The 19,169-nt window shown below is 66.7% G+C and carries 16 protein-coding genes; 3 read left to right on the top strand and 13 right to left on the bottom strand.

Annotated features, from left to right (window positions below):
* The 7 genes from B0W80_RS05600 to B0W80_RS35355 are packed head-to-tail and all read right to left on the bottom strand — an operon-like array spanning position 1 to position 7,430.
* Positions 1-1,209 carry an amino acid ABC transporter substrate-binding protein gene (locus B0W80_RS05600; RefSeq protein WP_076998118.1) on the bottom strand — a complete coding sequence of 403 codons (1,209 nt, stop codon included), beginning with the start codon at positions 1,207-1,209 and terminating at the stop codon, positions 1-3.
* A gap of 40 nt (positions 1,210-1,249) precedes the next feature.
* Entirely contained in the window at positions 1,250-2,092 is an 843-nt protein-coding gene (locus B0W80_RS05595; RefSeq protein ID WP_076998117.1) for an alpha/beta hydrolase, read from the bottom strand.
* Positions 2,089-4,482 (bottom strand): xanthine dehydrogenase family protein molybdopterin-binding subunit, encoded by a 2,394-nt coding sequence (locus B0W80_RS05590; protein ID WP_083745194.1) that lies wholly within the window; start codon positions 4,480-4,482, stop codon positions 2,089-2,091. Before B0W80_RS05590 ends, B0W80_RS05595 begins: the two co-directional genes overlap by 4 nt.
* The gene (locus B0W80_RS05585; protein WP_076998116.1) at positions 4,479-4,973 is read right to left on the bottom strand and encodes a (2Fe-2S)-binding protein; all 495 of its coding nucleotides are present in this window, start codon (positions 4,971-4,973) and stop codon (positions 4,479-4,481) included. The genes B0W80_RS05590 and B0W80_RS05585 overlap by 4 nt, the downstream gene beginning before the upstream one ends.
* Positions 4,970-5,833, bottom strand: coding sequence for a xanthine dehydrogenase family protein subunit M (locus B0W80_RS05580; RefSeq protein ID WP_076998115.1), 864 nt, complete (start codon positions 5,831-5,833; stop codon positions 4,970-4,972). Before B0W80_RS05580 ends, B0W80_RS05585 begins: the two co-directional genes overlap by 4 nt.
* Positions 5,834-5,835: 2 nt before the next feature.
* Positions 5,836-6,315, bottom strand: coding sequence for a CoxG family protein (locus B0W80_RS35360; protein ID WP_076998114.1), 480 nt, complete (start codon positions 6,313-6,315; stop codon positions 5,836-5,838).
* A 35-nt stretch (positions 6,316-6,350) separates the two neighbouring features.
* Positions 6,351-7,430, bottom strand: coding sequence for a hypothetical protein (locus B0W80_RS35355; protein ID WP_076998113.1), 1,080 nt, complete (start codon positions 7,428-7,430; stop codon positions 6,351-6,353).
* A gap of 141 nt (positions 7,431-7,571) precedes the next feature.
* Between B0W80_RS35355 and B0W80_RS05565 the strand changes: the two genes are divergently transcribed.
* The gene (locus B0W80_RS05565; protein WP_076998112.1) at positions 7,572-8,171 is read left to right on the top strand and encodes a TetR/AcrR family transcriptional regulator; all 600 of its coding nucleotides are present in this window, start codon (positions 7,572-7,574) and stop codon (positions 8,169-8,171) included.
* A 93-nt stretch (positions 8,172-8,264) separates the two neighbouring features.
* On the opposite strand, the gene B0W80_RS05560 is transcribed toward B0W80_RS05565, so the two are convergent.
* A complete protein-coding gene (locus tag B0W80_RS05560) occupies positions 8,265-9,173 on the bottom strand; it encodes a DUF3883 domain-containing protein (protein ID WP_076998111.1) in 909 nt (302 codons plus the stop codon).
* An 89-nt stretch (positions 9,174-9,262) separates the two neighbouring features.
* Here B0W80_RS05560 and B0W80_RS05555 point away from each other — a divergent pair, with 89 nt between their 5' ends.
* Positions 9,263-9,613 carry an antibiotic biosynthesis monooxygenase gene (locus B0W80_RS05555; protein ID WP_076998110.1) on the top strand — a complete coding sequence of 117 codons (351 nt, stop codon included), beginning with the start codon at positions 9,263-9,265 and terminating at the stop codon, positions 9,611-9,613.
* A gap of 16 nt (positions 9,614-9,629) precedes the next feature.
* Here the strand turns inward: B0W80_RS05555 and B0W80_RS05550 are convergent, their stop codons facing one another.
* On the bottom strand, positions 9,630-10,484 hold the full coding sequence (locus B0W80_RS05550) for a crotonase/enoyl-CoA hydratase family protein (RefSeq protein WP_076998109.1): 855 nt from the start codon (positions 10,482-10,484) through the stop codon (positions 9,630-9,632).
* A 101-nt stretch (positions 10,485-10,585) separates the two neighbouring features.
* On the opposite strand from B0W80_RS05550, the gene B0W80_RS05545 reads away from it, so the two are divergent.
* On the top strand, positions 10,586-10,984 hold the full coding sequence (locus B0W80_RS05545) for a DUF488 domain-containing protein (RefSeq protein WP_076998108.1): 399 nt from the start codon (positions 10,586-10,588) through the stop codon (positions 10,982-10,984).
* Between the two features lie 9 nt (positions 10,985-10,993).
* Here the strand turns inward: B0W80_RS05545 and B0W80_RS05540 are convergent, their stop codons facing one another.
* From B0W80_RS05540 to B0W80_RS34715, 4 genes are all read right to left on the bottom strand, one after another.
* Positions 10,994-12,427 carry an HlyD family type I secretion periplasmic adaptor subunit gene (locus B0W80_RS05540; RefSeq protein WP_256856496.1) on the bottom strand — a complete coding sequence of 478 codons (1,434 nt, stop codon included), beginning with the start codon at positions 12,425-12,427 and terminating at the stop codon, positions 10,994-10,996.
* A gap of 2 nt (positions 12,428-12,429) precedes the next feature.
* Entirely contained in the window at positions 12,430-14,634 is a 2,205-nt protein-coding gene (locus B0W80_RS05535; protein ID WP_373038246.1) for a type I secretion system permease/ATPase, read from the bottom strand.
* Between the two features lie 99 nt (positions 14,635-14,733).
* Positions 14,734-18,561 carry a calcium-binding protein gene (locus B0W80_RS05530; RefSeq protein WP_179106840.1) on the bottom strand — a complete coding sequence of 1,276 codons (3,828 nt, stop codon included), beginning with the start codon at positions 18,559-18,561 and terminating at the stop codon, positions 14,734-14,736.
* Positions 18,562-18,756: 195 nt separating this feature from the next.
* Positions 18,757-19,092 (bottom strand): hypothetical protein, encoded by a 336-nt coding sequence (locus B0W80_RS34715; RefSeq protein ID WP_143684485.1) that lies wholly within the window; start codon positions 19,090-19,092, stop codon positions 18,757-18,759.
* Positions 19,093-19,169: the final 77 nt, after the last annotated feature.

The raw sequence follows: 19,169 nt of genomic DNA, 5'->3' as shown, positions 1-19,169 counted from the left end.
CTACCAGGACTTCTTGGGCGCGTACTTGCCGGTCGCGATCGACTGCGGCCAGATGATCTGCAGCTTGCCTTTCTGCGTCTGCACGAAGGCGGTGGGCGTGATCGAGTTCTGCACGCCTTCGAACTTGACCTTGCCGTTGATGGTCTCGAAGGTGTCCTTGCTGATGGTCTCGCGGATCTTCGGCTTGTCGAGCCCATTCTTGGCGACCGCCGTCTCCAGGATCTCGAGCGACATCCACGCCAGCGCGGAGTTCAGGTAGTCGGGGTCTTCGCCGAACTTCTTCACGTAGGCGTCGTGGAAGGCCTGCGAGCCTTTCCATTCGGGCCGCGGCGACCAGTGGGCGATGGTGATCACGTCTTCTGCGGCCGAGGTGCCCACGGCCTTCGCGAAGAAGGCATCGCTCGGGCCGATGGCGATGAACTGCACCGGGCTCGCCAGCCCCAGCTCCTTGGCCTGCTTGGCATAGAGCACCGAATCGCCCGGGTAGGCCAGCGCCAGCACCGCATCGGGGTTGGCCTGCTTCACCTGCGTGAGGATCGAGGTCATGTCCTTGATGTCCGGCGGGTACTCGGTGGAGAGCTTGATCTCGATGCCGGCCTTCTTGAGCTCGGGCTCGAGGTAGTTCTTGATCTCCTTGGTGAAAGGCAGCACGTTGGCCAGCACCACGGCCGTCTTGACGTTGTTGGCCTTCAGCATCGCCGTGAGTTCCACACCGATGCGGTCGGGAATGGCCGAGGTCGGGAACCAGATGTAGCCCGGCTTCACCTGCCGCAGCGCGACCGAGGCCGCGGTGTTGCCGACCATCGGGAACTTAAATTTCTCCAGCACCGGCGCGATGGCGATCTGGAAGGGCGTGCCCCAGGGCGCGAGCAGCAGGTCGACCTTGTCGTCGGTGATCAGCTTCTCGTAGATGCGCACGGCCTGCTCCGGCTTCGACTGGTCGTCGTAGGTGACGAACTCCACCCGGCGCTTCTGCCCGCCCACGTCGAGCCCGCCGCGCGCGTTGACCTGCTCCTTCCACAGCTCGTAGGTGTTCGACTGCGAAGGCGTGGCGTTGGCCAGCATGCCGGTTCGCGCCATCGAGAAGCCGATGCGCACCGGCTTGTCGGCCTGCGCACGCGCGGCGGGCGCCGCCGCCATGAAGGCCAGGGCGGCGATCGAGGCCATGGCGCTCACGACCAGCCTGCGATTCGAAGTGGGGCTCTGCATCTTGGTTCTCCTGTTGACGAGGTGGGTTCGGTGCGCCGGCTCAGGGCTTGCGGATGCGGTGCATCCACGCTGCTGCGAGTGCCGGCCATTCCGAGGACGGGTCGCCACAGGCGACGCTCGCATCGAAGTGGTCTGCGCCTTCGAGCACGTGGGCTTGCACGGGAACGCCGGCGGCCAGCAGCGCCGCCTGCATTTGCTGCGCCTGCGTGATCAGGTGCGGAAAGTCGCGGGTGCCGTGGGTGATCAGGAACGGCGGGCAGGCTGCGCGCTCGATGCGCTGCATCGGTGAAGCCGCGGCGTCGACCTGCGCTTCGTCGCCGATGCCCAGGAAGCGCGGCCGCACGTTGAGCCCGCTGCCTTCGCCGAAGCGATACACGCCTGACACCGGCAGGCAGCCGCGCAGCACATCCGACGGCAGCGCCCTCGCCTGCCGCCAGGCCGAGGACACCGCGAGCAGTGCCGCGTAGTGGCCGCCTGCCGAATGGCCGCCGACGAAGATGCGTTGCGGGTCGCCGCCATGCGCTTCGATGTGGCGATACACCCAGGCGACCGCATCGGCTGCGTCTTCGAAGCCCGCGGGGAACACATGACCCGGTGCCAGCCGGTAGCCTGCGCTGACCAGCGTCACGCCCGCCGCAGTGAGTGCGGGCGCCATAAAGTACATCCACTCCTTGTAGCCGCTGGTCCAGCCGCCGCCGTGCAAGAAGACCAGCACGTCGCCGCTCGGATCGATCGCAGGGAACACGGCCAGCGACTGGTAGGGATCGTCGCCATAGGCGGCTTCATGGCCTTGTACGCCCTCGCCCAGCGCCATGATGCGCGCCTGGTAGGCCTGGCCCAGCGGCGACAGCGGCTCCTGCGGGGGATAGAGTTCGAGCTTCACGATGCGGCCTCCGCCTTCGCTTGCTCTTGCTCCTGCGCCAACAAGCCGCGCAGCACGCGCTCGGCCGTCAGCGGCAACTGGTGCAACTGCACGCCGGTCGCATCGGCCACCGCGTTGGCGATGGCCGCGGCGACGCCGTTGATGCCGATCTCGCCTACGCTCTTCGCGCCGAAGGGCCCGCTGGGCTCGTTCGATTCGACGATGTAGGCACGCAGGCTCTCTGGCAGCTCGGCCATGGTCGGGATCTTGTAGTCCATCAGACTCGGGTTGGCGAGCCGCGGGCCGTCCCACACCATTTCTTCGGTGAGCGCGTAGCCCATGCCCTGCACGAAGGCGCCTTCGATCTGGCCCGTGGCCAGGGTCGGGTTGATGGCGCGGCCTATGTCGCAGGCCGACCATGCGTTGACCACGCGCACCTTGCCCGTGGCATCGTCGACCTCGACCTCCACCACCATCGCGTTGAACGAATAGATGCCGATCTGCGGGAACGGCAGCCCCTGCGCGACGGCGCGCTTCGGGTCGATGGTCTTCTGGTCGAACACCCAGCTGTGCGTGCCGATGATCGGGCCTCCGGCGGCCCAGTGGGCGCGGCCGGATATCTCGGCAAAGCTCACCGCGCGCTGCGACACGCCCTTGATCGCGACCTTGCCGCCGGGCAGCAGTTCGAGATCGTCCACCGCGCATTCGAGCATCTGGCTCGCATGCTCCTTGAGCTTGCCTTCCACCTCGGCCGCCGCGCCGACCACCGAGCGGCCGGCCACGTAGGTGACGCGGCTGGCGGTGGTGCCCCAGTTGTAGGGCGAGCCGTCGGTGTCGGGGCTGGCGATGGCCACGCGCTCCACCGGCAGCTTGAGCGCCTCCGCGCACATCTGCGTGAGCACGGTGTTGGAGCCCTGCCCGATGTCGACCGCGCCGGTGTTGAGCAGCACGGTGCCGTCTTCGAGCATGCGCACGATGGCGCCCGAAGCCAGCAGGCCGCTGATGTGGGCGGTGAGGGCCACGCCGAAACCGCGGCGGCGGCCGGGCTGCGACGCGCTTGCCGTCGCCCTTGCGGCCCAGCCCGATGCCTTGTCGACCAGGTCCACGCATTCCGCGAGGCCGTTCGAAAGAATGGGCTGGCCACCGAACCACGGGTCGTCGCCCATCAGCATGTTCCGGCGGCGCAAGGCGATCGGGTCCATCGACAAGCGACGCGCGATCTCGTCCAGCTGCGTCTCGGACGCGAAAGTCATTTGCGGCACGCCGAAGCCGCGGAAGGCGCCGAAGCGCAGCTTGTTGGTGTAGGCCACGCGGCCATGGGCATGGACGTGCGGAATGCGGTAGGGCCCGCAGTTCATCAGCAGCGCATAGCCCAGCACGCCGGGGCTGTCGTCGCCGTAGGCGCCGCCGTCGAGCAGCAGCTCGACCTCGCGCGCGACCAGCGTGCCGTCGCGCTTCGCGCCGGTCTTGATGCGGATGGTGGCCGGGTGGCGCGCGCGCACCGTCTCGAAGTCTTCCTCGCGGCTCAGGATGAGCTTGACGGGCCGGCGCGCCTTGAGCGCCAGCAGCACCACCGCCGGCTGCACGTGCGCTTCCATCTTGTTGCCGAAGCCGGCGCCGATGCGCGGGGTGAGCGAGCGCAGCCGCGTCATCGGCAGGCCCAGCGATTCGCAGACGCTGGCCTGCACGCGAAACACCGACTGGTTGGCCGACCACAGCGTGACGCGGCCGGCCGCATCGACCTCGGCGAGCGCACCGCAGGGCTCCAGAGACAGGTGGGCCTGGGCCTGGGTCTGGTAGTGGCCCTCGACGACGACGTCGCAATCGGCCCATGCCGCGTCGGCATCGCCGGCGCGGAAGGAGGTGCGCGAGCACAGGTTGCCGTCGGTGCCGGAGTCGAACACCGACACGTAGGAGGCCGCATCGTCGTGCACCAGCGCAGCACCGGGCGCCAGCGCCTGCTCGGGGTCGAGCACCGCGGGCAGCTCTTCGTAGTCGACGCGGATCAGCCGCGTGGCTTGGCGCGCGATGGCCTCGGTGTCGGCGGCCACGGCGGCGACGATTTCGCCGACGTAGCGCACCTTGCCCTTCGCGAAGGCCGGCTCGTCCTTGATGAAGGCGCCCATCTTGTGGGCATCGTTCAAGTCGTCGCCCGTGACGATGGCGCGCACGCCCGGCAGAGCCAGCGCCTCGGCGAGGTCGTAGCCGCGGATGCGCGCATGCGCCACGGGGCTCTGCAGGATCGCCCCGAAGAGCATGCCGGGGCGGTAGATGTCGGCGATGTATTGCGCGGAGCCGGTGAGCTTCTCGTCGGCTTCGAGCTGCGGGATGGCCTGGCCGACGGCGCCGCGGAACTCGTCTTCCTCGGCGGCCTCGCGCGCACGCGGCGGCTGCATGACGGTGCCGCTCACGATGCGACTCCTTCGGGCTGCAGCGACCGCGCGGCGTGTTGCACCGCCTCGATGATCTTGACGTAGCCGGTGCAGCGGCACAGGTTGCCGGAGAGCGCCTTGCGCACCGCCTGCTCGTCGGGCGCGGGGTCGCGTTGCAGCAGCGCGTGCGCAGCGACCAGCATGCCGGCGGTGCAGAAGCCGCACTGAAACGCGCCCGATCGGGCGAAAGCCGCCTGCAGGGCGCGCATCTCGCGACCACCCTGCAAGCCTTCGAGCGTGCGCACCTCGGCATGCTCGCAGGCATGGGCCAGGCTCAGGCAGGCGCGCATCGGCACGCCGTCGATGCTGATGGTGCAGGCGCCGCACACGCCCTGGTTGCAGCCTCGCTTGGCAGCGGTCAATTGCAGGCCGTCGCGCAGCACGGTGAGCATCGTGTCGTGAAGCGCGGCCGGGACCTGGGCTTCGTTGCCGTTCACGTCGAGCGTGACGAGGGTCGTCGCGCTGCTCATGCCATGCTCCGCTGCGATGTTGCCGACGAGGCCTCCACCGCACGCACCGCGCGCGACAGCAGGCGGGGAATCAACAGGCGCCGGTAGTCGGCACTGCCGCGCACGTCGTCGAGCGGGTCGGCGCGCTGCTCCAGCATCTTGGCCGCGCGCGCGATGGCCGCATCGCTGCGGTCGGACGACAGCAGCGTATCGGCCTCGGCGTCGGACAAGGGGGTGGGGCCGCACGCGCCCACCGCGATGGCAATGCGCCCATCGTCGTGCAGGCAGGCCGCGACCGAGGCGGTGGCGTAGTCCCCGGCCACGCGCGCATGCTTGACGTAGATGCCCACGCCGTGGTCCGGCGGCGGCAGCAGCACGGCCGTGACCATTTCGCCGGGTTCGAGCGCGGTCAGGTACCAGTCGACGAAGAACTCGGCCGCGGGCACGGTGCGCCGTCCGTCGACGGACGCGATCTCGATGACCGCGCCCGCGGCGACGAGCGCCGGCGGATAGTCGAGCCCCGGATCGGCGAACGAGATCGACCCGCCGATGGTGCCCATGTTGCGCACCGTCGCGTTCGCGATCTGCGAGGCGGCATGCGGCACCACGCCGGCCGCACCCAGCGCCAGCGTGCACGCGGCGGTGTCGCGATGCCGCGTGAAGGCGCCGATGCGCACGCGGCCATCGGCGAGTACCGAAATGCCCTTGATCTCGTCGATGTCCGCCAGGCTGATGAGCGCGGCAGGCTCGATGACCCGCGCATTGAGCATCGCGACCAGCGTCGCGCCGCCGGCCAGCGGCTTGGCCTCGGCATCCTGCGCCAGCAAGGCCGTGGCCTCGTCGACGGTCTTCGGGCGATAGAGCCCCTGCAGGGTCGGCATGTTCAATGCCCTTCGTGCGCGGGCGCGGCGGCCGCGGCACCGACCTGTTCGAGCTTGCGCTGCAGGTTGACGGCGAACTCGTCGCCCATGCTCTGCGCCTTCTTCTTCATCATGCCGAGCGCGAAGCGGCCGAGCCGGCCCGTCACCGACACCTCGGAGCGGTAGCGCACCTGCGTGCCCTCGGCCGCGTCTTCGAGGTTGACCTGGCTGTCGGCCTGCAGGTTGCTCGCCTTGCCGCCTTCGTCGCCGCGCGTCACGGCCCAGACGTTGTGCTCATCGCGTCGGGTGATGGCGACCTGGAGGTTGAAGCGGGCCTTGATGCCCGCCATCGAAATGACGACGACGGCGCGGTAGCTGTCGGCATCGATGGCTTCGAGCTTCTCGCAGCCGGGCAGGCACGAGGCCATCAGGCCCGCGTCGAACAGGTGGACCATCAGCGCCTCGCGCGATGCGGCGATGGGGAATTGGCCTTCGATCAGCATGGGGTGTCTTTCTTGTCGTGCGTCGATGCAGCGCCTCAGCGGGCCACGCGCTTGACGATCATCTCGGGGTCGACCACGCGGCCGTCCTTGATGACCACGTTGCCGTCGAGCGCGATGGTGCAGCCGCGCATCGGCACGTCGTAGTGGCCGCGCGTGGTGCGCTTGCCGCCGCCTTGCGTGTTCGGGCCGGTGCTGAAGAGGAAGTTGCCGGGGAAGCTGCGCGCCGCGGCGCGGCTGCGCTCGGGTGCGTCGCCGTAAAGCGCCAGCGAATCCCAGCGGCATTGCGGATTGAGGCCCCAGCCCAGGTGCGACAGCGCATACGGGTCGCGGTCGCCCGCATGTTCCTCGCCCTCGGCCAGCCATTCGCGCATGAGGGCCGCGTCGAGGCCACCCTCGATGCTCGTGATGTGGCCCTCGCGCACCTCGATCTCGATCGCGTCCTGCACGTAGCGGCAGTACGGAAGGATGATGACGTCGCCGGGCGCAATCACCACCCTGCCCTGCGCGCTGCCTTCGTTCGGAAAAGTGTGCAGCAGGCCCACGCCCCAGTGGTCGAAGCGGCCGGGCTCGTCGGCCATGCCGTACTGGCTCATCACCGGGTATTCGCCGCAGCGGTACGTGAGGTCGGTGCCGGCCTTGCTCGTGACGCGCGCCTCGCGCGTCTTCTTGTAGAGCGCGGTGGCATGGAGGACGGCTTCCTTCAAGCCCGGAGGCGACTGCAGCTGGTACAGGTCGTCCGGCGCGTCGATGATCATCTGCACGCGCACGCCCTTGGCCTGCACGTCGCGCAGCCATTTGGAGAACAGCGGCACGTGGAAGATCAGCACCATGTCGACCGCCATCAGCGCCTCGAGCGTGCCCTTGCACTTGCCGATGGTCGGCACGCCGACGCTGGTCCAGCCGGGAATCGCGTTGACGCACATCTCGTAGATGTCGAAGCCGATGTCCTTCGCCGCGGCGAAGGCGGCCTGGATGTATTCGCGCCGCGTGCCCAGGTCGCTGACGATCGCCACGGTCTGGCCCGGCGTGACGCGGCACAGCTCGAACTGCTTGCGAAAGAGCGACATGAGCATCGCCGGGTTGAGCTCTTGCGTGCGGATGGCAGCTTGCATCATCGTGGGGTTCCTGAACGAGTCGTCGAAGGTTCGTGAAGCGTTCCAACAAATTTAGAAGTCAAGCTCTCGCGTGTCAATAGCGAATACCATTCAGTTTTGAGAGAATGCGGCGCACCACCCCGGAACACGATCGGCACCAACATGTCACAACGAAAGAAAGAAGACGTCCGAACGGCCATCCTCGACGCGGCTTTTCGCCTGTTCTCGGAACAGGGCTACATCGACACGTCGATTCCGGCGATCGCGCGCGAAGCCGGTATTTCGACGGCCAACGTGTACGTGTATTTCGGGTCGAAGCTGGAGGTTCTGTACACGCTCTACGAGCCCTGGCTCACCGAGCGGCTCGAGAAGCTGGAGCGCTCGCTCAAGCGCATCGCATCGCCCGAGGCACGGCTCGAGCGGCTGTTGACGGCGCTATGGCGCGACCTGCCGCGCGAAACCAACGGCTTCGCCAAGAACATCATGCAAGCGCTGTCGACCAGCAGCGTCAGCGACAGCTACAGCCCGCACCTGCGCGAGCTGTTCCAGGGGCGCGTCGCGCAGTGGATCGGCGAATGCCTCGACGTGCCGCCGGCGCAGGGAAGCATCATCGCGGGCGTGGTGCTGATGGCTTTCGACGGCTTCGCCATGAACGTGCACCTGGACCACGGCATGGCCTGCGATGCGAAGACCGCCCGGCTGTTCAGCCGGATGCTGAGCGGCAGCCGCGCGGGCGGCGATGCGCCTGCCGCGGCCGCCTGAAACAGGTGCGGCGCAGCGCGGTGATGCTGCCGCGCGATGCAGCCGCGCAATGCGTCGCTGCGACGGCCGATCAGGGCAGGTAGCTGTCAGCGGTCAGAAGGGCTCGAGGCCCGGCGCCTTGTCCATCTCGGACGACCGGTACAGCTTGTGCTGCGTCGCCGGCCCGAAGGCGTCGGTGACCACCGCCAGGCGCCAGGGGTCGCCCTTCGCCGCGACGGCGCGTTCCTCGGCCGAGAGCCTGAAGCCGGTCTTGCCCGTCGCGGTGCCCTTCACGGCGAGTTGCAGCAGCACCTTGCCCTTCTTGTCCGACACCTCGATGTCGTAGCCGAGCTTCTGCGCTGACACGTCCTCTGCCTTGTAGCCATAGCTCGCGAAGTGGCTGGCCAGGTAGCCCATCGCGGCCGCCTGCGGATCGTCGGCCGATGCCCCGCCAGGCCCGGCCTCCGGCGCGTCGGAGGGGATGTTCGCCCGCGTCCGCGCGGCTTGCATGTCCTCGTCGCCCGGCAGCCAGCCGCGCGCGCCGCGCACCAGCACCGCGAACTTGCGCGCGGGCTCCCACTGCGCGACATGCCATTCCTCGTCGTCCGGCACGCGGGTCGACACCCGGGCCGCCTTGTCGCTTTCGGCCTCGCGGATCGCCACGCGGTTGGTCTGCAGCACCGCCCTGACGCCCTGCCCCGCGTCGAGCGACCGCTTGAGCAGGCCCAGCCGGTCCTTGGCCCGCTGGATCTGCAGCGCGCTGCGGTCGCCGCCGCCGATGCGACGCTGCGTGTCGAGCGATTCGATGAAGAACCACCGGCCGCCGGCGCCGATGCTCACGAGTTCGGCCCAGACCGTGGCGATCACGTTGTCGCCGGTCGCGATCCAGGCCTGATCGGAGGCTTTGTCGCGGGCGTCGGGCACGCCCATCTTGGCGATGATGTCGACCGGCGTACGCTTTTCGCCGGACAGGCGCTTTTCATTGATGACCGCGAGCACCGCGGGTTCGACTTCTTTGTCCATTCGACGTGGAATTCAGGCAGGTTGAGATCGCGCAGAGTATGCCGCGACAATCCGGGCCTCGCGTCATTCATTCTCTGCAAAGGATCCGCATGACCCACGCTTCGAAGCCCACCATCGCCCGCATCTGGCGCGGCCGCACCACCCGGGACAAGGCCGACGCCTATGCGGCCTACCTGTACGAAGAAGGCATCCGCCCGCTCGAAGAAAAAGCGCTGGGCGTGCAACTGCTGCGCGAAGACCGCGAAACCGACAGCGAGTTCGTCACCATCTCGTACTGGGAAAGCGTCGAGGCGATGTCGCGCTTCGCTGGCCCGGACCCGCGCCGCATCCATCACCTGGCGCGCGATCCCGAGTTCCTGATCGAGCTGCCCAGCGGGGTGCAGGTGTTGCAGATCGTCACTGCATTCGGCCACACCGGCGGCACCGGCGGCACTGCGTAGGCATCGCGCCGGCGCCTCAGGGTTGCAGATCGAAGCGCGGCGCACGCCGCTCCAGGTTCGCCCGCACCGCCTCGGCCTGGTTGGCGCTGCCGATCAGCGCCTTCTGCTCCACCGATTCGGCCAGCAGCAGCTCGGCGGCGCTGTGCCCCATCGCCGCATTCAGCAAGCGCTTGCCGGCACGAATCGCGTCGGGACTTTTCTGCGCGATGTCGTGGGCCATGGCCAGCGCGTCGGCCAGCGGATCGGCCGACACGCGCGTCGCCAGGCCCAGCGCCACCGCCTCTTCACCCGAGAAGATGCGCCCGGTGAAGCACAGCTCGCGCACCACGTCCGCACGCGCCAGCTCGCGCATCAGCACCATGCCGGCCATGTCGGGCACCAGGCCCCATTTGATCTCCATGACCGACAGCCGCGCGTCCGGCGCAACCAGCCGGATGTCGGCACCCAGCGCCACCTGCAGCCCCCCACCGAAGGCCACGCCGTGCACCGCGGCGATGATCGGCACCGGCACGTCGCGCCACACGGTGGCCACCCGCTGCGCCGCGTTCGAGAGGCCATGCGTGCGCTCGACCAGGTCGGCCGATGCCTGCTTGCCGAGCAGCGCACTAGGCGAGTCCGAGCCCGGCCCCGGCCCCGGACCTGCCCCTTGCTCCATGCGCTCGAAGGACTGCATGTCGAGGCCCGCGCAGAAGGCCTTGCCACGGCCGGCGATCACCACGGCGCGGACACGCACGTCGCCGCAGAGCGCTTCGCCGGCCTCGATCAGCGCATCGAACATCGCGGGATCGAGCGCGTTCATCTTGTCGGCGCGGGCAAGATGCAGTTCGACCACGCCGTCGGGGTGGCGGATCGCTTCGATGCGTTCATTCATGGCGCGTGTGTCTCCGTTCAGGGCGCCACGAGTATCGCGGCTCGGCGATGATCGCGGCTGTCGCGCAGTCAACAGCGACGCCATCCAGGAGGAGACAGTCCATGGCCATCCGAATCGTCCGCCTCGGCAGCGAGCGCGCCCCCGGCGAGGGCCTGCGCATCGGCACGGTGCGCCGCCCGCCGCGCGGCGTGCCCAAGAGCGAGTTCGCCTCGCAGAACTGGTACGACGTGTGGTACCCCAACCTCGCACCCTCGGTCGACACCATGAAACAGGCCCAGGCCGCCGTGGCCTCCGGCAAGCCCGCGGAATGGGCCGCCTTCGGCCGCAAGTTCAAGTCGGAGATGGCCGAGCCCGACGCCAGCCGCAGCCTGGACCTGCTCGCCGCGCTGTCGCAGCAGAGCGATTTTTCAATGGGTTGCTATTGCGAGGACGAGGCGAAGTGCCATCGATCGTTTTTGCGTGCGCTGCTGAAGGAGCGCGGGGCGGAGATCGTGGATTAGCGTTTTGAATCAACGCTCTCGCAGGCTCTCTCCGGCGTGCTGAATCAAGGGCGACAGAAAATACTCGATCACGCGCCGCTTGCCCGTCTTGACTTCGACGGACACCGCCATGCCGGGGCTGAGCCTGACTTCCGTGCCATCGACGAGCACGGCGGACCTGGCCAACTTCACCCGGGTCGAATAGATCAACCCGCGTTTCTCGTCGTTGATCGCGTCGTGCGAAACCGAGCTCACCGTCGCGTGGATCGTGCCGTACTTGGTGTACTGGAAGGTTTCGACCTTGATCTCCGCCTCCTGGCCGGGCTTGACGAATCCGATGTCCTTGTTCTCGATGAACGCTTCGACCTCCAGCGGGTTGTCGCGCGGCACGATCGCCATCAGCGGCTGTGCCGGAGTGACCACGCCGCCGACCGTGTGCACGGCCAACTGCTGCACGGTGCCATCGACGGGTGAAGTCAATCGCATCAGCTTGCTGTGCATATCGGCTTTCAGAAGCTCCTGTTCGAGTGCCGCGCCTTTCTGCTGCCCGTCGGTGATGCTGTCGAGCGCGATGCGGCGGGTTTCCGCCGTCAGCTCATGGCGCTGGCCCCTCGCTTCACGCAACGCGGCTTCGATTTCCATGAGGCGGCTGCTCTGGTTGGCCAGGTCCGCCTCCTGTTCGATGCGCGCCTGCTCCCGCTCCAGATAGCCGTGCCTGGAGACAAAGTTCTGTTCAACCAGATGCTTGAAGTCCCTGGCGCGTTGCTGGGCGATCGGCACGGTCTGTTCCAGCTTGCGCACCAGTGCCAACGTCGAACGCAGTTCCGCCTCGCGCCGTGCCACGTCGGCGTCAATGCGTCCCAGCCTGGCGCGGTATTCGCTCAGTTGTCCGGCCAGCAGGCGCTGCGCGCCGATGAACTGTTGGTCGGTCACCTGCTCCGGGCGAGCCAGCACGAGCCCCGCGCCCTTGTCGATCATCGTCAGCAACGACTGCGCGCGTGCGACCTTCAGGCGCACCGCGGACAGATCGCCCTGCACGCGGTCCCTGTCGGCTTGTGCGTTGGTGGCGTCGAGCTCGACCAGCACATCACCGGCCTGGATCGGCTGCCCGTCGCTGACGAGGATGTGCTTCACGGTGGCTGTCTCGAACGCCTGGATCGTCTTGGTACGGTCGTTGGGGACCACCTTGCCTTGCGCGGTCGCCACCACGTCGATATGACCCCACACCGACCAGAGCAGGGCCGACAGCGCCAACAACAGCAGCATCCACAAGGCGACGCGTGGCGCAGGTGACACCGGGCTCTCTTGCAGCGAGAGTGCGGCGGGCAGGAATTGCGCCTCATGCGGCAGGCGCTCCACAGGTTCCATCTGTGCCTGCCGATGCCATGCCTGGGCGAACGCCTGCGTGTAGCGGCGCCACAGATCCCCGGCGGCCCGAAGCTCCGGCTTCGCGTTTATGGTCACACTCACCCTTGCTGCAGGCGATGAAGCCGCGCGTAGTGGCCGGCCTCGTGTCTCAGCAGTTCCTCATGGCTGCCGCTTTCCGCGATCCGACCGCGGTCCATCACCACGATGCGGTCGGCATGCCGCACCGCCGAGAGCCGGTGCGCGATGACGATCACCGTTCGGCCCTGGCAGATGGCCTTCATGTTGTTCTGAACGATGCGCTCGCTCTCGTAGTCGAGCGCACTCGTCGCCTCGTCCAGGATCAGGATGCGCGGGTTGGCCATGAGTGCGCGCGCGATGGCGATACGCTGCCGTTGCCCGCCCGACAGCGTCGAGCCATGCTCGCCCACCAGGGTGTCGTAGCCTTCGGGCAGCTCCAGAATGAAGTCGTGCGCACCGGCTAGCCTGGCCGCGCGAATTACAGCCGCCAACGGCGCGCCGGGCTCGGCCAGCGCAATGTTGTCCCGGATCGATCGGTTGAACAGCACGTTCTCCTGCAGCACCACGCCCATCTGCCTGCGCAGCGAGCTGACCTCAGCCAAAGCCAGGTCGGCGCCGTCCACCAGCACCCGGCCGCTTTGCGGGACATGCAGCCGCTGAAGCAGCTTGGTCAGCGTGCTCTTGCCCGAGCCGGAGCGCCCCACGATGCCGACCACCTCGCCGGGGCGGATGTCCAGGTCGATGCCCTTGAGCACCTCGGGACCATCGGGGCGATAGCGGAACATCACGCCGTCCAGCGTGATGCGGCCGACCAGCGGCGGCAAAGCGCTCTTGGCGCCCGTCACCTCGGTCCGGGTATTCAGGATGTCGCCCAGGCGCTGAACGGAGATGCCTGTCTGCTGAAAGTCGGTCCACAACTGCGCCAGTCGCATCATCGGCTGCGCCACCTGCCCCGCGAGCATGTTGAAGGCGATCAGCTGCCCTACCGACAATCGACCGTCGATCACCAAACGGGCACCGACGTACATCGTGCCCACGGTCACCAGCCTGGAGATCAGGCTCACGCCGCCGTTGGCCAGCGTGCCGAGGGTGACGGTTCTGAAGCTCGACGACACGTACGCTGCCAACTGGTTGTCCCAGGTCCGCGTCCAGTGCGGCTCCACGGCCATCGCCTTGACGGTGTCGATGCCGCTGACGGTTTCCACCAGAAAGGCCTGGTTCTCTGCGCCGCGGTCGAATTTCTCGTGCAGCCGGGCGCGCAGCACGGGGGTGAACGCCAGCGACAGGATGACGTAACACGGCAGCGACAGCGCGACGATCAGCGTCAGCCAGCCGCTGTAGTACAGCATGACGGCGATGAACACCACTGCGAACAACAGGTCCAGCACCAGCGTGATGGCGTTGCCGGTCAAGAAGGCACGGATGTTTTCGAGTTCGCGCACCCGGGCCACGGAGTCACCGACGCGCCGCGCCTGGAAGTAGTTCAGTGGCAGGCTGAGCAAATGCCGAAAGAGCCGCGCGCCCAGTTCCACGTCGATGCGGCTCGTGGTGTGGGCGAACACGTAGCTGCGCAATGCCGTGAGCGACACCTCGAACAGCACGACCACCGTCAGCCCCACGGCGATCACATCCAAGGTGGTGAAGCCGCGATGGACGAGCACCTTGTCCATCACCACCTGAAAGAACAGGGGCGTGACGAGGGCAAGAATCTGCAAGACGAAGCTCACCAACAGCGCCTGACCCAGGAGCTTGCGGTACTTCACGATCGCCGGGACGAACCAGGTGAAATCGAACCTCGCCAGCTCACCGGCGATCGAGGCGCGGGACGTGACGAGGATCACGTCGCCGGTCCAGCGCGATTGCAGTTGAGCCAGGCTCCATGCTTCCGGCCGGCCCGTTGCCGGGTCTTGCACCAGGAGCCGGTCGCCGTCGAGTCGTGCCAGGACGAAGAAGCGGGGCTTGCCTGCGGCGTCCATGCCGACCGCGATGGCGGGCAACGGCGTCTTGCACAAGCGCGCGATGTCGATCTTGACCGCCTTGGCCTTCAGTTCGAGTCGCTTCGCTGCGAGCAGGATGTCGGTGACGCCGAACTCGCTCCCGGCTTTAGCGAACTCATGGGCCAGTTGATGAGGGTCGGCTGCCACACCGTGCAGGCGGGCCACCATCACGAGGCAGGCCAGGCCGGTGTCTGGTTTGGCGGCTACGGGGGGCTCGCTGGTTGCCGTGGGCGGGGGCTCGACGATCATTAGGCGCCGATCGGCACTGTCGGTGTGGTCGTCTGCCATCAGTCTGTGTTTCTTTTCATTGCGCTGCGACGCCCCCGGCGTTGCGGCCAGACCTGACTTCTGGGCAACGCGAGGGGGCGGTTCAACCCTGGGGCGGGCTTACTTCCAGTTGGCCGCAATCACCGGGTTCAACGCCGTCTGGTAGTCGGGCGGCAGCGAGATCTGGCTCGAAGCGGGCGGCGCAAACGCAGCCATCGCCGCGACCAGGGCATCGACCTGGTTGTAGAGCAGCGCCGCGCTGTCCGAGACCTTGAACTGCTCGACCTGGTGGGCGCGGCCGGCGTACCAGTTGTCGATCGTGAGCTTGTCGTCGGTGCCGATGATGCTCACCTCCAGGTCGTTGCCGGCCTGGCGGAACCAGAGATCGTCGGCATCGATGTCGGGGCCGAACTTCACCACGTCGGTGTTGCCGGGCGTGGGGTCGATATCGACGATGCGGTCCTGGCCGTCGCCGCGGTGGAATTCGTAGGTGTCGTTGCCCGAGCCGTCGTAGATGCCGTTCCAGGTGTCGTAGCGGCCGCCGGCCAGGAGGTCGTTGCCTGAGCCGCCGCGCAGGGTGTCGTCGCCGCTCCCGCCCTGCAGAAGATCGTTGCCTGCATCGCTGTGGAGGGTGTCGTTGCCGGCACCGCCGTCCAGGCTGTCGCTGCCCGCACCGCCGTCCAGTAGGTCGATGCCTTCTTCGCCGTGCAGGCTGTCGTCGCCTTCACCGCCCTGCAGCACGTCGTTGCCGCCACGGCCCTGCAGGGTGTCGTTGCCTGCGAGGCCCATGAGCGTGTCGTCGCTTGCGAAACCAGCCAGGGCGTCGTTGCCGTCGGTCCCCTGCAGCACCCGGGTCTTGACGTCCTCCAGCTTCCAGGTCGTGCCGTCGGCGAACTGGATCTGATCGACTGCCCAGCCGCGCGCTGCGACACCTTCTCCGACGAAGTAGTTCTGGATCGTGACCTGATCGTTGGTGCCGTCGATCTTGAGCACCAGGTCTTCTCCGTTGCGGCTCGCCCGCACGTCGCTGGCCAGAATGCCTTCCTTGAAGCGCAGCACGTCCTGCTTGTTCGGATCGGCGTCGGCATAACCGTTCCAGCGGTCGGAGTCGTTGTTGATGACGTCCTGACCGTCGCCCCGGCCGAACAGGTACGTGTCGCTGCCGAAGCCGCCGGTGAGCCAGTCGTTGCCGGTGCCGCCGTCGAGCGTGTCGTGATCGCCGAACCAATCGCCGCCACCGTAGTAGCCACTGCCGAAGAGGCTGTCGTTGCCCGCGCCACCCCGCAGCACGTCGGCGCCGCCCTGGCCGAACAACATGTCCTCGCCATCGCCGCCGACGATCGTGTCGTTGCCGGCACCACCGTCCAGGCTGTCGCTGCCTGCACCGCCGTCCAGCAGGTCGATGCCTTCTTCGCCGTACAGGCTGTCGTCGCCCTCGCCGCCTTGCAGCACGTCGTTGCCGCCACGGCCCTGCAAGGTGTCGTTGCCTGCGAGGCCGGCAAGCGTATCGTCGCTGGCGTAGCCGGTGATGGCGTCCTTGCCATCGGTCGCTTGCAGTACCCTTGTATTCATGTCCGAGAGTGTCCAGGCGGTGCCGTCCGTGAACTCGATGCGGTCGATAGCCCAGCCGCGCGCGCTGATGCCGTCGCCGGTGAAGTAGCCGTGGACCGTGACCTCGTCGGCCGTGCCGTCGATCTTCAGCACCAGGTTGTCGCCGTTGCGCGTGGCGCGCACGTCCTCGGGGCGAACGCCCTCCTTGAAGCGCAGCACGTCCAGCTTGTTCGGATCGGCGTCGGCATAGCCGTTCCAGCCGTCGGCGTCGTTGTTGATGGTGTCGCGGCCGTCGCCGCGGCCGAACAGGTATGTGTCGCTGCCGAAGCCGCCGGTGAGCCAGTCATTGCCCGCGCCGCCGTCGAGCGTGTCGTCGTCACCGAACCAGTCGCCGCCACCGTAGGCGCCGCCGCCGAAGAGCTGGTCGTCGCCTGCGCCGCCGAGGAGCACGTCGGCACCCGACTGGCCATAGAGGCCGTCGTCACCGTCCCCGCCCAGCAGCGTGTCGTCGCCCGCACCACCGTCCAGGCTGTCGCCGCCGGCACCGCCCGTCATGTGGTCGTCGCCTGCACCGCCGCTGAAGCTGTTGTTGCCGGCGTTGCCCAGATAGATGTCCGATGCACCGGTGCCGCTGGTGGATGAAGCGGTGAATACGTCCAGGGTGGTCAGTTCGCCGCGCAGCGTCGAGTCGGAAGGCAAGGCCTCGACCCAGCCGCGCAGAGTGTCCAGGCCGACGAAGCCCACGGCCTGCAGGGTGGGCTGGGCATACCGATTGAGTTCGGCCAGGTCGAGGATGGCATTGCGTTCGTCCGCTGCCTTGCGCTGGTCGAGCAGGCCGGCCAGTGCGGCGGTGTCGAAGCGGAGGCCGTGCTCGTCGATCGTGAGCAAGATGGTGTCGAGGTAGGGCTTGAGGCGGGTTTGAACGACCAGCGCGCCGTAGATGCTTTCCTTCAGGGCGTCGTAGCTTTGCTGCAGCAGGGCCAACTGGGCCGCTGGTGGGGCGAGGCCGTAGCCGGCGCGTGTGACCAGGGTTGCTGCATCAGTACTGTCCGTGCGGGTCGTGCCTGCCGTCATGGCAGTGCCCTGTGCACCTGTGCTGTACAAGCGCTCGCCGTTGAACACTTCGAGCACGCCGACGAGGTTACGGTACTGGGCTTCGGTCATGCCTGCGGGCAGGCCGCTGATCTTGACGTTGCCGTCCAGGGTGGTTTCCAGGCTCTGCCAGAAGTCGGAGCTTTGCGACCACTCGGTCAGGAGCGGATCAAGCAGGGTACGTTGGGCGTCTCGGGTGGTGGCGGTGCTGAAGGCGGCAAGGCTGATGCCGAGCGAAGCGCTCAGGCTGGCGGCTTCGGCCAGGTCGCGGGCTCGGCCGGAGCCTTGCATGTCGGGCAGGGACCGGGCTTGCTCGGTCAGCGGCACAACACCCATGAACTCGCGATAGAACGGATTCGATTCGAGATCGATGGCGCCGACGGTGCGACTCACCGACACACCATCCACGGTGTGGGTGAAGCTGGCGCTCTGGGCGATGAGGTTGCCGTTGACGGTGGAACCGGCTTGGGTGCCGCCAGTGGTGTTCGCGGCACTGCCGGCCACACCGATGCGGGTAATGCCCAAGGCATCGAGGCCGACAACCTCGCCCGCGTCGGACACACCATCCTGATCCAGGTCACGCCAGACCTTGACTTCGCCCCAAGCCAAGTCGGCGGCAGTCAACTGACCGTCGGCGTTGGAGTCGAGGTCGGCCAAGGCATCGAAGCCGTTGACGGCGTCGCTGCCATCGGCCTTGACGGTATCGATGCCGAAGAGCTCGCGGCCGGAATCGATGGCACCGTTGCCGTTTAGGTCGCGAACGAGGATGCCGTCGTCGGAGCCAATCCAGCCCGTGCCGGTGCGGATGGTGTCGGCGTTGTGGTCGAAGAGGATGGAGCCATCGGCGCGCTTCAACTCGAGGCCGTCGCCGTCGAGGTCCAACATCAGAGGGTCTACGGGTTGGCGCCAGGCACGAGCCGTATCGAACAACTGATCGACCTGAAGATCGATTCCGGGCCAAGGCATCCCAGTGAACGGATCTCCTCCCATTCCTGGCTGATCATCCATCAGCTTGCCCAACTCGCGAGCGAGATCATCGAATACCTCGCCAATGGCGTTGCAGATGGCTTCTCGATTAGAAATGACTTCCTTCGCGAGCGCGCCACCAAGATTTAAGGCCAGACCTAATGCTCTAACGTTGGGCGGCAAAAATGGCACGCCAGCCACAATTCCGCCTATAGCAGAAACTTGACCAAAGACTCCCGCCCAATATCCGGATGAGTCGCCGATGGCCTCAGCGTGTGCTGTCTGCTTCTCGGCGATATCAAGTGCAAGCGCATTGGCTGCGATTCCTGCTGCACCCAAGTTGAATGCAGCCCTTGAAAGGCCAAGCGAGGCCAAAGTCGCTTGACTGGTTGTAAGTGCAGCCCCAAGCGTAGTTGCAGCAGCGTCGGCTGTTCCGAGGTTCGGAAGTACTCCATTGTTTGCAAAATCGCGCACAGCACCCGAGAGATTCGAAAGAGATCCAGCTAACTCATAAGGCGAAACACCACTCATACTTTACCTAGAAGCAACAAACACAAAAAACAGAGCGCCAACACCGACGCCCGCTACGACAAAAAGAAAGCAAATCAGAACGCATGCAATGAACAATTTAAGTCGGTCTGCTTCGCCGTTGAGGGCCACATTTAGCAAGCCCATCACGCCGCGCTCGCTCTCTGGAAGTTTGCGCACAGCATTTTTGATCGCTGAAGAAAGGAAAAAAATGGCCCCAGAAAATCCCACTAAAGCGTATGCAGCGCATCGCATCAATGTGACGGCAACATCCCCTTCAGCCATTAGTGAACCGAAGAAACCTAGTGCAGCGCCGATTAGCAATAAAAATATTTCAATCATGAATTTACTTGAAAGAATTTTTAATTAAGAGACCTCGCTTGCCTACACGTTGGCTTTTCAACTCGAAATCGGGAGTA

The sequence above is a fragment of the Variovorax sp. KK3 genome (assembly GCF_001984055.1).
Taxonomy (GTDB): Bacteria; Pseudomonadota; Gammaproteobacteria; order Burkholderiales; family Burkholderiaceae_C; genus Variovorax.
The sequence above is the reverse complement of the archived record's forward strand: the minus strand, read 5'-3'. Positions and strand labels throughout refer to the sequence as shown.